Below are 13,927 nucleotides of genomic sequence, written 5' to 3'. Positions count from 1 at the left end.
TGGAGAGATGAGATGAAACCAGTAATCGGAATTACCACCGCCCTTATCCAGGGTGCCAAAAAAGTGTATGCCACCGTCAGTAATAACTATGTTCATTCCGTTGAACGAGCCGGGGGGATACCGCTGCTGTTGCCGGTGGTGGCTGATGCCGAGACCCGGGAACGTTATCTGGCCATCATCGACGGCCTGCTGATCACCGGTGGAGACGAAGGAGTAAACCCTCAGCTTTATGGTGAAAACCCAGTTCGTCAGTTGGAATGCATCTGTCCGGAGCGTGACTGTAGCGAGGTCCACCTCATTACTGAATCGATGCGGCAGAACATACCCATCCTCGGCATCTGCAGGGGGATGCAGACCTTAAACGTCGCCTGTGGCGGTACCCTGTATCAGGATGTCTTCAGCCAGGTTGATGCCTCTCTCGGGCACCTTCCCAAAAACATGCCGGTGGACTCAGTCTATCATGCGGTAACACTTGAAGAAAAATCCCAACTTGAATCAATTTTCAAGTCCTCCAGGCTCATGGTCAATTCCTTTCATCACCAGGCAGTAAAAGATGTGGCCAATTCTTTTACCGTTACCGCCCGCTCAGACGACGGGATCATCGAGGCGATCGAACACCAGGACCACTCCTTCGCCGTCGGCGTTCAATGGCACCCTGAAGACCTTACCTTGAAACACACCCATTTTCTCGGTCTCTTCTCAGCGCTTGTTACTGCCAGTAACGGTCATCGAAACTAACCTGTATTTACTGGAGGCAGTTACGTTCACTGCCTCCTTCCAGCCTCAGCTGCCATTACATTTCTGTAACTATCCTACACATATTTGTTGGTAAGCCTCGCTCTATCCTCAAACGTCGCAACTACCACAATCGAGCTTTTAGTTAAATAATCACAGCTAATTAACCAAACAAAGGTCAGGCACGTTTATTGCTTTTACCCTCGTAAGAAAAGAATATTCACTTATGAGGTAAACAGATGGAAATGCACAAAATTGAAGTGTATACCCAGCAGAAAGAACTCACTCAATTGCTTGGTAACTTGCCCGACACCCCTTGTCTTGTTGGTGCACTGGACGTTTCTTTCCGGCATAAGGGTGGCCAGGATAGCGTAAATGCTTCCGCCGATACCAGAGTCGAAATCTTTACCGGAGAAAACCCGACAGAGCTCGTGGGTAAACTCTCCGCGCTTGAAAACGTTGTCGATATCCAGTCATACCCGTGCCAGTCATTTCTTGCTCGAATGCCTCTTAAGGAAGAGAAAAACGATGTTCATTCTGATATGGAAGAACTCATTCCCCAGTCGTCTGTTCCTGCGAATTGCCGGGTAAGTATCCTGTCCGAAGCTTCCATCCGGATGACAATCGACTCAACTCTTAACCACAGCTTTCTTTATAAAATCTTTCACGTGCTCGCAATAAGGGACATGGCCATTACCGGTGGCAGAAAATACCGGCAAGGTAACAAAGATTTCATAACCTTCACAACCGCTCCTCCAACTGTTGGCAACATCCAGCGTCTTCAGGATGAAATAAAGGATATGCTGGAGAAGGGAGAACTTTCAGAATCAACACCGCCTGACAGTTCTGGAGCCGTCTGTGATGATATTACAATAACAGTGGACGCCAGCGGCAACCTTCCAGCGCTTATTATCAGGGCAACAGGGAATGTAACCGCAGCCCGCAAATCATTGCAGGAAATTTTCTGCCGGCAAAAGCTCGATACCGTGATCGCCCGTTTCACTGCAAGAGAGAATGGTATAGAGGACATTTACTACCTCAAGCCACTCAGCAACACTGGTGTAACAGAAGAACTGGCCAGATCTATAGAAGGGACACTACTAGGGGAAAAGAGATGATTAAAATTGAGGCGTTTTTACCCACATCAATGCAGATTACCGAATTTGAAGAACAACTTTTTGCAGCCGGAGCCCTTTCGGTGGCGGCGGCGGAAATACGGGTTTTCAATAGAGGTGAGGCTAAAACAGAGACATACAGAGGTGTTGAACGTGTGGTACACCACTCCACTCAAACGAAAATCGAGGCGATCGTTCCCGATGAACTCCTGCCCAACATTACCGCAATATTTACTAAGCTGGCAGAAGTTCTTGGTGGGACAGCCTTCCCAAGCTTTATAACCAATCTCAACCCACCAGCCTCTGCGCGTTAGCCCGAATTTCTCCTGAGCTTTCTGTCGAGGCATCGAAGGAAAATAAGCGGAGCCATACGATTGATATTGCAACATTATTTTCCCTTCGAGAACGATGAGTTGTTTGAAGAGGGCTGAGTCCGGCAGACTCCCAGCGTAAATACAACGAGCGCCCTCCTCACAACAGCAGAAGGACGCTCTGCAGATAATCATGCACGATCCCAGGTTCTACCACATTACCTTATCCTGGGTGGGACAGATTCCACGACCCTCTGCTGCAACTACTCTTCCACTACCGCCGCTACGACGGAAATCTCGACCAGCAAAGCATCTCTGGCCATGGACGCCTCCACACAGGCACGCGCCGGTGCATGCCCTTCAGGGACCCAATTGTCCCACACCTCGTTCATCTCAGCAAAATAGTCCATAGATTTGATATAGATGGTGGCAGAGAGGATATGTTTTCTGTCACTCCCTGCCTGCTCCAGGAGGGAATCAACCTTGGCGAGCATCGTTTCAGTCTGTTCCTTAATTCCCTTGCTCGCATCTTCCGCAACCTGACCACAGAGATAAATTGTACCGTTATGGATAACGATCCTGCTCATCCGCTGTTTGGTTTCCATTCGTGTAATCGTCATTTTCCTGTTCTCTATTTGTTTGCAATTGAATGCTTTTCTGTCGATCTGACCATGTTCAATGTGCTGCGACTACAGGCTCCGACAGGGCCCCGGAGACTCCTTTTCGATACAAAAGGGTCCCCGCATGATCCTGTCAGCCCATCCTTCTCTCAGCGCTCTTTTCCGGTCTCTGGGTAAGCGACCATTTCAGAGCAGCCATAGGAACACAAATCCGGAACCATGTCTTCCATTATAAAATTTTAAGGGATAAATCCAGCCCATAGCCGATCAGTACAACTAAGTCAACCCGTTTCCCACACTGCCCGCACCCTTGTGCCAGCCTCAATACACGTAAAACGGTTCGGGCTTTCTTTGACATTTCACCGCAAAATGATATAGTTCCCGAACTGTCCGAAACGATTGTCTTTCCATTCACCCTCAACGCGAGTACGCAGGCTATGAGACACTCCTTTCTACTGTTCCCTCTTTTTCTTTGCCTTGTTCTTCTTTCCTCAGTAAACGCTGCAACCACCATTCAGCTTGGAGTAGTCACCAAGCCGGGTTCGGCCCAGAATATTGTGGCCGACAAATTCAAGGAACTATTGGAAGCCCGCTCCGAAGGCAGGTTTCGGGTCAAGATCTTCCACTCCGCCTCCCTGGGAAATGAGACCGAGATTCTCCAGCAAATACAGATGGGCACCATCCAGATGGGTGTTATCACCTCCGGTCCTTTTGACAGTTTCGACCCGATAGTCAGGGTGATCGATTATCCGTTTCTTTTTAAAGACAATGATCAGGCCGACGAGATACTGGACGGTCCGCTTGGCAGTGAAATACTTAAGAGTCTTGAATCATCGGGATTTAAAGGCATCAGCTTTTCCGAAAATGGCTTTCGTAACCTGACAAATTCCAAGCGAAGTGTGCAAAGCCCGGATGACGTGCGGGGGTTAAAAATCCGTGTCATGGCATCCGCCCTGCACAAAGCGATCTGGCAGGGACTCGGAGCCAACCCCACCCCCATGCCATGGCCCATCTATACCGAGCTTGAGCAGGGAGTCATCGACGGCCAGGAAAACCCTCTCTGGGTTATGGAAGTCTACAAATTCTTTGAAATCCAGAAATATATGAGTATGACCCGCCACGTCTATTCGGCTCATATTGACGTGGCCTCCCTGAGTTGGTGGAAAAGATTGAAGCCCGAAGAGCAGCAGCTCATAACTGAGGCGATGCAGGAGGCGGCCAGATTCCAACGGGCCGATAATCGGGCCAAGGACGCTGACAGGCTTACTCTTCTCAAAGCAAAAGGCATGGTGGTGATCGAAGAATTGGACAGGTCTGCTTTCAGGGAAAAAGTTTCAGACTTGAAAAACATTGCTCTTTTCGGTGAACCCAAAGTACAGGATCTTCTCGGCAGGGTGCTTGAGGCAACAAAAGAATAGGCTCAGAATACTATTTTCATCTTCATAAGATAATGTTGCCTCTAATTCCCTCCGAGCCCAGGGACCGGTCGATCAGTTTGCTGGCTCTGCTTGCGCTGCAGACGGCCCGTTTCAGTTGTTTTTGTAACAGGCTGACTGAACACAGTTTACTTGGGCTCGGTTCATTGATGACACTGGTCGTGGTCAGCCAGGTGTTTTGCCGCTACGTCCTCAACAGTTCACTATTCTGGTCTGAAGAGCTGGCCAGGTACCTACTGGTGTGGCTGACCTTCCTGGGTGCCGCCGTAGCCTACTGGCGCGGTATGCATCCCGGGGTTGATCTCATCTATTCGCGCCTGGGCTCACATGCTAAATTGTTCAACCGGCTTCTTGTTCATCTGCTCTGCCTCTTCTTTTTCTTCATCATCATCCGCTATGGGATCGAGTTCGCCTACTTTGTCCGGCTGCAGACCACGCCGGCCCTGATGCTTCCCAAATGGATTATCTTCTCAATCATTCCCGCCAGCGGCCTCCTGTTGAGCCTGCACGGGCTGGCCATGCTCCTCTTTGAGCTCTGCCCCGGAAAAGTGCAGGATGAGATAAAGACAAGGATTGGGAAAAAATGAGCGGATCGTTACTGCTGATACTCCTGCTGACACTCTTTCTGCTCAATGTGCCCATCGCAATCGCCATCGGCCTTGCTTCCGTATCGGTGATGATAATCAGCAGCGATTTTTCCCTGATGGTTGTTATTCAGCGAATGTTTTCCGGAGCCGATTCCTTTCATTTGATGGCGGTACCGCTGTTCATGTATGCGGGACTGTTGATGGAAAAAGGCGGCATAAGCGAGCGGCTCATCAATCTGGCAAATGCACTGGTCGGCTGGCTGCCTGGAGGTCTTGCTGCTGTGACCATTGTCTCGGCCATGTTCTTTGCAGGTATCTCCGGCTCAGCGGCCGCCGACACCGCCGCGGTTGGGGGACTGCTCATCCCGGCAATGAGGGGATCGGGATATCGAGCAGATTTCGCCGCGGCGGTGCAGGCGGCCGGGGGGAGTATAGGCGTTATTATTCCACCATCAATTCCTATGATTATTTTTGGCTTTCTGACAGGGGCTTCCATCGGCAAACTCTTTGCCGCAGGTATCCTGCCGGGCATTCTTATAGGATTGACCCTGATTGCGACCGCCACCCTCATCTCGGTCAAACACGGCTATAAGGCGCAAAATGTTTTCAGCACCAAAGCGGTTTTTACAGCCCTGCGCCAGGCGCTGCTGTCGCTGGGGGCACCCATTATCGTTTTAGGCGGCATCCTGTTCGGCATTTTCACCGCCACGGAATCAGCTGCAATAGCTGTCGCTTATGCCCTGGCCGTCGGAATGTTTATCTATAAAAAAATTCGGCTCCGCGACCTCTCAACAGTTTTCATAGAAGGTTCGATCATCGCCGCAGTGGTCATGTTTATCATCTCAACCGCGTCGGTATTCAGCTGGATTGCAGCCATAGAAGATCTTCCTGCACGACTCGCCGAAACACTTTTCTCCATCTCGGATAATCCGATTATCCTGCTGCTACTGATCAACCTGCTACTGCTTATCGCCGGCACCTTTGTGGAAACCACCGCAGCGCTTATCCTGCTGGTGCCGATGATCGTCACCATGGTGCCGGCCCTCGGTATCGATCTGATCCATCTCGGGGTTATCGTGGTCACCAACCTGGCCATCGGTATGCTCACCCCACCCATGGGCATTTGCCTGATCGTTTCAGGTGCAATCTCAGGGGAGCATATCGGTGCCATCAGCAGAAGGATTGTCCCTTTTCTGCTGATACTGATAGTCGACCTGCTCATCATCTCCTTCTATCCGCCACTTTCCATGTGGCTGGCCGGATACATAGGTAATTAATATGCTACAGTTACTGAAAGAGCACTAACCCGCACGTTTTCATGATTTTTTCAAATTGAATCTCAAATGGTTGCCAACACTGAATTGCGAACGCCTCACCCGTACGTTCTTCTTGTTTGCGCCTTTTAAGAGCCTTTGGTTCTATTCCACATCCTTCCGCCGCATGAGTCTTCGCGTTACCCTGTTGCGCGTTGCACAATCATTTTTTTTAAAACCGTATCTTGTCCTGAACCAGTTTTTACATCTGCGAATTATTTCAGCACAGGCCACAGATCAATATAAAAAAAGCCCCGATGGACATTCCCATCGAGGCTTTGTTATTCTTATATCCAGCAAGCGGCTATCTTCTACCCCGCATGCAATCTCTATAATATTTATCGTAGTTGTCACGCCATTTACGGTCATTACGAATACTGCCGACGACGGCCCCGACACCGCCACCTCCAGCGGCACCTTTCCAGGCGCCTGACCCACCGTCAACAACGGCTCCGACAAGTGCTCCGGAAGCCGCTCCGTAGGCCGCCCCTTTTAACGTGCGGTTACTACTTTTTGAATTGTCGCGATCAGCCTTTCTTATAGCGTAGCTGTCGCATTGACGGTGATTTCCTTTCTTGTTGTGATTTTTGGCCATTGCCAAAGAGGCAGAAAACTGCAGCCCAAGCAGCACGACAAGTAGTACAACGAATTTGTTCATTTCAGCCTCCCTGATGATTACTGGTCGGCTTTCCTGAATGCATCCAGAACTGTACTGGTCGCGTTGGAAAGGCAATAGTCTTTCACATCCTCAGTGAGCTGGTAGGCCTTATCAACATCAAGTTTAAGCTGGCCTTTTTCGCCCGCCAGGATCCCCTGATACAGACCAAAACCAGCAGCACGCTCCGTGTCGTCACCCGCCATGAGCTCTTTGCAGGTTAGGGTCTCAAGATCCAATATTACAGTTTCCTCATCATCTGCATAGGCTGCAGTGCCTGCAAGCACCAGGCTGGCTACCATGAGCATGAGTATTTTTTTAAAAATCATTATATTTTTCTCCATTAGAAATTTGTACGCCGTTCAGGCAATATTCTGCATTATGCAGGCTACATTTCCCCCCCGGAAAAAGTGCGGATTTTCAAAATAGTTGAAAGATATACATCAAGATGCAGACCAGCAATATTCAGGAGACGGACTTGTGAACCGGCCTCTCATGCAAATTGCACTCAGTGTGAATGATATAGCCTTCTTATTTGAATGGAAAGACCAGGAAAAAAACCTGAATAGCGATTACTCAGGCTAATCGGTCTTCCGTGACAGGATACAACTGAACTGAACCTTCAGGAACACACCTACCGCTATGCAATGGCTGTGTCAACGCCAAGCACAACCATGCCTCAAACAATTTTTTCCCGTTTAGAGCTAAGCCACCCACATCTGCTTTGCAGGCGGCTGTAGAGCATCTCCCTGATTCAGGGTCACGTTTAAAGAATGCTACTCATCTGCCGGAATTCAGTGCAGAGCCCTGCCACAACCGTGAAGTTCCCGCCCGTTGACCCAGATGGTCACTTCACTGGAATACTCCTCACCACTCATGGAATCCTGACACTCCCTGCCCCGTATCCGGATGTTGAATGAAACACCATCGGCAGCAGTTTCATAGATTGTCGTCCGCTCCTGCTGATAAATCTGTGGCTCAGGGCGTTGGAACCTATGTTGCACGTTTCCATAATCTCCCACATAAATAATGGAATCCGGCCGGATCTCCACATGCCAGCCAGGCTCATTGCCCTGGGCCCTGAAATCAACTCCACTCAATTTGGCATGCTCCCAGATAGCCTTTGGCCGGTTGTTCCGGCACTCTTTGTATTCTCCCTCGTTCCCCGCAAACCACGCGCGCTCGCCCTTGTTCCAGAAGGTGGTATCGCCATCGGTATATTTTGCACCTGACCCGGAAACCACCCGCGGCAACTCAACAGTCCGCTCTGGCAAAAAAAGCCAGCTACTCTCTTCACCAACACGGGCCACAAATTCAAACTCGTTATCACATTGGTAGACAAAGGTTTTTGCCTCTTCTGCTGGGAGGGATTGTTCGCTGCCGGAGGACGAATTGCTCGGCCCGGATGCTACCGAACACGATACAAGTAAAGCCGCAAATACCAAAGGAATGGCGGCCGAAGCGTAAGATTTTATTTTCATTGATACTCCTATATATAAACAGGTTCGATATTCGAGGAGATTGCCCTTTCTATCCGCTGAGTCCGGCAGAAATAATAGCCTTTCAGCATCAGCACGTATCATACATTACTGAGAAAGACCTTATCAAGACACCATTTTCAATTTGAATACCCGATTGATCACGATCCAGGCCGTCAGAGTCAGCGTGGCGGAACAGGTACCGAGTATCCCCAGAACACGGACAGTATCCTGCCAATCCAGAGAGATGAACCACATGGCCATGGCACCGGTCAGAAAGTAAAGAAACACCATCAGGGAGGACGCCGCACCGATATCCTGCTCGACCTGCTCCAGGAGAAGGTTATTGCCTGGCGGCCTGCCGAAAGCGAAGGCAAAAGTCACCAGCCACATTGGTACAGCCAGCCTGTAAGGGTCTGGAAGAGGCAACAGCATCAGCAGTGACGCAAGCAGCAATACCGTATAACTCAACGGTAACAGCCTCGCCAGTGGCTTGCTGCGGGAAACCCTTGAGAACAAAAGAGGAGCCGCCATAAATGCCGAAGCGTTGAGAGCAAAGAAATAGCCGTAGACCTGCTCGGAGAAGCCATAGGTGGTTATGTAGATATTTGAAGATACTGCTATAAAAGCAAAGATGGGAATGCCGAGCACTGAGAAGGCCAGGTTCAGGAGGAAAAACCTGGGATTCCTGGCAAGACGCACGTAACTCAACATCACCCGCCGCAGCTTTTCCGTACTTTTCTCCTGTAATGATTCCGGCAACCACCATACCCCCAGAAACGCTATCGTTCCCATAACGGCTTGCACCACAAAAACCCAATTCCAGCCAATGTGGTCAATAATCCAACTACCGATAAGCGGCCCCAGCATTGGCGCCGCCGCCACAATAATCCCCAGCTGTACAAATACCCGCTGCCGCATATTACCATCAAACAGATCCCTGCAGATGGCAAAACAGATGGCCGAGGCACTTGCAGCACCGGCACCCTGCATGACCCGGGCAACAATCATGGTGAAGACATCGTCCGCCATGGAACAGAGCAAGCTGGCAATGACAAATATGATCAACCCGGCGAGCAGCGGCGGTCGTCTGCCATAGCGATCTGAAAGGGGACCATAGATGAGCAGAAAACCGCAGTAGGTGATAAAAAAGCCAACAAGGGTCAGGTTGACAATGACCAGGGGCTGCTGCCATTCATTCACCAACAGGGGGATAGCAGCGAGGTACATATCTGTGGATAGCGCGGGAAAAGCAGCAAGAAGTGCCAGAAGTGCAATAATTTGAATCATATATAAACCTGGAAAAGCATCGCCATAACCGTAATGTAAGCTGAACGAAAAGTTGTTCACTGATAAAGCCGGGAAGAGAAATCCAGCAATCAATGGGAATGCAGATCCTCCACGGATACAGGGGCCCGGTCGGGTCGTCAGATCGGGCGAACAAGAGGGCTGAAAAACATAATAGCGCTCATAGCATTAGTCATTATAGATCACTGTTGCAATCACGATTCTGTCAACCACTCCACTTTATTCGTTTTCTCATCTGGAGTCCTCCCCAAACGCGTATTATTCGAAATCTCCCCGACTTTTCATAAGCCCTTGCCCTTTTACAAGCGTTTTTGTTATAAGCTATGTCGAAAATTTGCGTTTAACATTCTGTTAATTTTCAAAAACAGGCGTAAGCCTTGCTGAAAAAGCCCCGTAAATAAAGTGATACGACAACTGCCTGCCTGTTGCCCGCAGTACTTCGTAGTTTACCTCACAGTACCACCTGAAAGTTTATTTCATATTTTACCTTTATGAAGTTAATACGTTACCCTGCTAAAGAACGATCGCCTCTGATCTTTACTACTCTTGTGTCTGCCATACTTTGGTTTCCCGGCACCGGCAACGCTCTCATTCAGGAGTTCGAGACCATAGAGGAACAGGAATGGGGTGTTGCAGCTGTTGTACGTACAGCTACCATCCCCTACGCATCCGACAATAATACCGTGAGCAGCTTCGTGCCGATGCTCTATTTCAACGGTGAACGATTTTTTCTGGATGGAATGGGTGGCGGCGTCAAACTGATTGAAGAGCAGAATTATCGCCTGGACCTGTTTGGTCGCCTGCGATTCGTTGACATTCCGGGTGGCTATCAGAACGATGTCCAGGCCGACACCATTGATCTGGGGCTGAGATTGCGTCTCTTTCCCACTGAGCATCTTGTCAGTGATCTGGAGGTTCTTACCGATGATCACGGCCGGGTACATTCAAATATCGGTATCAAATACAACTACCACGACGACGATCTCGAACTCTCGCCCTATGCCAACCTCCGCTATTCCACGAGTACATTTAACGATTATTACTATGGCTATGATCAGACCAGTGTGGGTAGCGGCACAGAGTTCTCAATTGGCATAAACGCTCGCTATCATCTCTGGCAGAATCTCTACGCAATAGGCAATATACAGACAACGTTTCTTGGTGACAGTATCCGAAATTCCCAACTTGTGGACCAGGACAGGATTGACCAATTTTCACTGGGTATTGGTTTTTTCAACGACAAAAAGAAACCAAGAAAACGTCCTCTTTCCAATACTCCTTACTTACGGATTGCCCACGGTTGGGCAACGGAATCCAATATAGGTGATATCATCACCGGTGGAACCGTCTCAGACGAATACAACAACCAGCTCACCTCCATCTTTTACGGCTACCCGATCGCTGACGAGCTGTTCGGTATCCCTATAGATGTATATATTACTCCCGGACTGGTCTGGCATTGGAACTCGTCGGTACAAAGTTCTATCCAGGAATACGTAGTGGCCATAAAAGCATACTATACTTTCAACTGGCCAACACGCTGGCGTTTTGGTGTTGCAGAAGGTCTTTCCTACCTTTCAGATATCACGTATATCGAGCAGTCAGAAATGGACAGAAAGGATTATGAACCGAGTAATCTTATGAATTATCTGGATTTATCAGTTGATGTCGATCTTGGTGATCTTTTCAAGAGCGAGCGCATGCGCAACTGGTATCTGGGTTACTCGATCCATCACAGATCGGCAATTTTTGAATCGGCCTCACAATTTGGCAGGATCAAAGGTGGAGCGAACTACAACACCATCTATCTGCAATACCATTTCTAGTATTTCACTCTTTTACAGAGAGTATGCAAAACCTCTAGATTAAGCCGGTGCCCTTCTCTCTGGGCCGCCGGCTCAATCCAGAGATCATTCATCCCTGAATCTAATACTTGCCACAACCTGGCCATGATCCGATTGCCACTTGGGCAGTTTATCTCTTGAGAGAGTATCGTCTTTTAAATGATCGTCCAGGACATGGACAAAATTCACATCACCAAGCCGTTCTTTATTCCGAAAGAAGAACTCCTGAGATACGTAAATATGGTCCAGTGACTCATAATTACCGTTATAGATATGGGTAGGCCACTCATTCTTATATGATTTCAAAGAGATAATATCAAAAGCGCTGTACAGCGCCCTGTCCCAATGCTTTTTCTTGTTTGCCTTGGAATCGAATTTCCAGGGCATAGGCCCCGCGATAATGGAATTCGTAACTGAACGGGTCGCATCGTTGAGATCGCCAAGTACAATCACCGGGTCGTTGTTTTCACTCAAGGCATCAAGTACCAGTTTCCTGAGGCCCGTCGCTTCTACAGATCGCCGCAACAATGACCTGGTCTGCCCAATAGCCTGCACCAAAAAGTCATCATCATCCTCACCTTCGGCGATGCTTGGCCGCTTCGACTTCAGGTGGGCTACAATCACCGTCGCCATAACGTCTTCTGCCAATTTCAACCTCGCTTTCAAAACCGGTCGCGAAAAAGTTTTGTAATGACCTGCAACCCCTTCTATCGATTCAGTTACTTCTTCAGGAATTCGTGAAATCGACTCTGCCTCTCCCGCCAGAGGAAATGTCGACGCCAGACCTACCACGGGTGAGTTCCCGGTTTCGCCAAATACATGAATGTCTTCCGCCGAAAAGCTGGTCGAGCCGAGGGCGGTGACCAGTGCCTCCTTGTGGAAGACCTCCTGAAATCCCATGATCTGGGTATCCATTTCTTCGACCTGGTTGCGAATCCATTGCACCTTCCTGCCGAAATCCTCGACAGAATATTTTCTATTGCCGTAGTATGTATGGTTTGGCAGCACCAGATTATACAGATTGAATGTTCCGACCTTGAAGCTCTTCATATTCCCTCCTCAATACCTCAGTGCGTTATTGGCAGTATGGGATTACCGTTTCAATACAGCGGAGTTTTGACGCTTCTTTTGCTGGACCTGTTGCGTTTATGTTGCCCACACCCAATGTAGATAAATTACCCTGGGATTCCAGGCCACCCTGCCTGACGTTCCACTGATAACGCCATGACAATAAAACACCTTTTGATAGTTAGGTAGAGGACCAGTGTACCATAAGAGCACGCCAAAATACAGAGAAAGATTAAACGTATGAAGGTGGGATCAAGGTGTCATCTGGCAGGTATTCATTCTGCCCGGGAAGGTCGGCACCTTGTTCGTATTCGCATACCTGTGGAGGCTGCCACAACAACAAGAACGCACCAGAGAACTGCACGGAAAAGTGCAATAAAGAGGCTCGCTATGCCAAAAGAGGAGGAGACAAGCAGGAAAAAAGAAAATCCTATGGAAGCCAGGATTCCATATACCAGTGGATTGCGGGGAACTATAAGACCTAGCAAAATACCAGTCATTGTTACGGTAAAAAACACCACCAGGCAGTCTGAGGCTGCAAAATGCAGTATTGAGGCAAAATACTGATAGGCAATGGGCATCCCATCAATCCAACCATGATAGTTCCTGAGAAGGTCTATTTCAAAGAGCCACTGACTGAGCAGTATATAGAAATTACAACCGACCAACCCCAATAGTAACGCTATAGCCGCCTCTTTGAACTTTTGCATTCTATTCTCCGTTATCTCTTGCGTACCCGCTTTTGAAAGGCGAGCAAGAACATGCTACTCAAGTTGCAGTAGCATCTGTCGATTGTGCAGCAATTGAAATTGAAAATATTTTAGCTGAAACAACCCACATTTTTCTAATTATTTCATACAATTGATAACAGATATACCTGCAATGCCTGCAGGTGCATTTAAACAGAAAGGAAACCATTTCTAAAAATGCGTCTACTTTTCACTGTTGCAGTTCAACCAGTAGCCCCTCGATCAATATTTCCAAGGCATTGAGTTTTAAACGAACTTCCTCTTTTTCTTCTGCTGTAAGTGCTTTATAACCACGGGGATATGGCCAACCATATCCCCATCGGTAACTGGTCGGAAAGTAGGGAGAACCTCCCACACGAACACCGGTCAGCATAATTTTCGCTATTTCCGGCTCACCCACTTGAGCGACGCATTGCTCCAATACCTTATCAGCCAGCAACCGCTCTTCATAGTCGCCGCCCTGCCAATAGGCAATATCGTGTTTGATACAGCAATTCACCCATAGTGACTGGTGTTTTAAGGTACCATCGGGAAAAACACTACAACCATCCGTCGTTAATGGTTTTAACTCGCCGGCAATCGAGGTTACCGGAATAAAGATAAAAATCAGAATACAAATTATATTATTCATCAGTATTGCGTTAAAAGTGCTTTTAAAGACCATAACAATTTATAAACACCTTGCTGGTTACCTCTAAAAAACAGTGA

General features: G+C 48.5%; 15 protein-coding genes. 7 read left to right on the top strand and 8 right to left on the bottom strand.

Features of this window, described 5'->3' with window-relative positions; genetic code table 11:
* Nucleotides 1-12 precede the first annotated feature (12 nt).
* From FCL45_RS09895 to FCL45_RS09885, 3 genes are all read left to right on the top strand, one after another.
* Nucleotides 13-738, top strand: coding sequence for a gamma-glutamyl-gamma-aminobutyrate hydrolase family protein (locus FCL45_RS09895; protein ID WP_136796272.1), 726 nt, complete (start codon nt 13-15; stop codon nt 736-738).
* 236 nt (nt 739-974) lie between these two features.
* Entirely contained in the window at nt 975-1,853 is an 879-nt protein-coding gene (locus tag FCL45_RS09890) for a hypothetical protein (protein ID WP_136796271.1), read from the top strand.
* Nucleotides 1,850-2,164: a P-II family nitrogen regulator gene (locus FCL45_RS09885; RefSeq protein ID WP_136796270.1), complete on the top strand. Its 315-nt coding sequence runs from the start codon at nt 1,850-1,852 to the stop codon at nt 2,162-2,164. Before FCL45_RS09890 ends, FCL45_RS09885 begins: the two co-directional genes overlap by 4 nt.
* 260 nt (nt 2,165-2,424) lie before the next feature.
* Here the strand turns inward: FCL45_RS09885 and FCL45_RS09880 are convergent, their stop codons facing one another.
* Nucleotides 2,425-2,781, bottom strand: coding sequence for a RidA family protein (locus FCL45_RS09880; RefSeq protein ID WP_136796269.1), 357 nt, complete (start codon nt 2,779-2,781; stop codon nt 2,425-2,427).
* A gap of 437 nt (nt 2,782-3,218) precedes the next feature.
* On the opposite strand from FCL45_RS09880, the gene FCL45_RS09875 reads away from it, so the two are divergent.
* From FCL45_RS09875 to FCL45_RS09865, 3 genes are read left to right on the top strand one after another with little or no spacing between them, the layout of a single operon-like run.
* The gene (locus FCL45_RS09875) at nt 3,219-4,199 is read left to right on the top strand and encodes a TRAP transporter substrate-binding protein (protein ID WP_136796268.1); all 981 of its coding nucleotides are present in this window, start codon (nt 3,219-3,221) and stop codon (nt 4,197-4,199) included.
* 32 nt (nt 4,200-4,231) lie between these two features.
* Nucleotides 4,232-4,804 carry a TRAP transporter small permease gene (locus FCL45_RS09870; RefSeq protein ID WP_136796267.1) on the top strand — a complete coding sequence of 191 codons (573 nt, stop codon included), beginning with the start codon at nt 4,232-4,234 and terminating at the stop codon, nt 4,802-4,804.
* On the top strand, nt 4,801-6,081 hold the full coding sequence (locus FCL45_RS09865) for a TRAP transporter large permease (RefSeq protein WP_136796266.1): 1,281 nt from the start codon (nt 4,801-4,803) through the stop codon (nt 6,079-6,081). The genes FCL45_RS09870 and FCL45_RS09865 overlap by 4 nt, the downstream gene beginning before the upstream one ends.
* Before the next feature lie 340 nt (nt 6,082-6,421).
* On the opposite strand, the gene FCL45_RS09860 is transcribed toward FCL45_RS09865, so the two are convergent.
* From FCL45_RS09860 to FCL45_RS09845, 4 genes are all read right to left on the bottom strand, one after another.
* Nucleotides 6,422-6,775 carry a YMGG-like glycine zipper-containing protein gene (locus FCL45_RS09860; protein ID WP_136796265.1) on the bottom strand — a complete coding sequence of 118 codons (354 nt, stop codon included), beginning with the start codon at nt 6,773-6,775 and terminating at the stop codon, nt 6,422-6,424.
* Between the two features lie 17 nt (nt 6,776-6,792).
* Complete coding sequence (locus tag FCL45_RS09855; RefSeq protein ID WP_167495689.1) at nt 6,793-7,101, bottom strand: HdeA/HdeB family chaperone; 309 nt, start codon at nt 7,099-7,101, stop codon at nt 6,793-6,795.
* A 465-nt stretch (nt 7,102-7,566) separates the two neighbouring features.
* Complete coding sequence (locus FCL45_RS09850; RefSeq protein ID WP_167495688.1) at nt 7,567-8,253, bottom strand: MliC family protein; 687 nt, start codon at nt 8,251-8,253, stop codon at nt 7,567-7,569.
* A 123-nt stretch (nt 8,254-8,376) separates the two neighbouring features.
* On the bottom strand, nt 8,377-9,540 hold the full coding sequence (locus FCL45_RS09845; protein WP_136796262.1) for a multidrug effflux MFS transporter: 1,164 nt from the start codon (nt 9,538-9,540) through the stop codon (nt 8,377-8,379).
* 509 nt (nt 9,541-10,049) lie between these two features.
* Here FCL45_RS09845 and FCL45_RS09840 point away from each other — a divergent pair.
* Nucleotides 10,050-11,384, top strand: coding sequence for a MipA/OmpV family protein (locus tag FCL45_RS09840; RefSeq protein ID WP_136796261.1), 1,335 nt, complete (start codon nt 10,050-10,052; stop codon nt 11,382-11,384).
* An 84-nt stretch (nt 11,385-11,468) separates the two neighbouring features.
* Here FCL45_RS09840 and FCL45_RS09835 read toward each other — a convergent pair whose 3' ends face one another.
* The 3 genes from FCL45_RS09835 to FCL45_RS09825 form a co-directional block, all read right to left on the bottom strand.
* The gene (locus FCL45_RS09835) at nt 11,469-12,452 is read right to left on the bottom strand and encodes an endonuclease/exonuclease/phosphatase family protein (protein WP_136796260.1); all 984 of its coding nucleotides are present in this window, start codon (nt 12,450-12,452) and stop codon (nt 11,469-11,471) included.
* Between the two features lie 293 nt (nt 12,453-12,745).
* A complete protein-coding gene (locus FCL45_RS09830; RefSeq protein WP_136796259.1) occupies nt 12,746-13,180 on the bottom strand; it encodes a hypothetical protein in 435 nt (144 codons plus the stop codon).
* A gap of 229 nt (nt 13,181-13,409) precedes the next feature.
* Nucleotides 13,410-13,850 carry a hypothetical protein gene (locus FCL45_RS09825; RefSeq protein ID WP_136796258.1) on the bottom strand — a complete coding sequence of 147 codons (441 nt, stop codon included), beginning with the start codon at nt 13,848-13,850 and terminating at the stop codon, nt 13,410-13,412.
* Nucleotides 13,851-13,927 lie beyond the last annotated feature (77 nt).

Source organism: Desulfosediminicola ganghwensis (assembly GCF_005116675.2).
GTDB lineage: Bacteria > Desulfobacterota > Desulfobulbia > Desulfobulbales > Desulfocapsaceae > Desulfopila > Desulfopila ganghwensis.
Note: the sequence above shows the minus strand (reverse complement) of the source record. Positions and strands in the feature narration are given on the sequence as shown.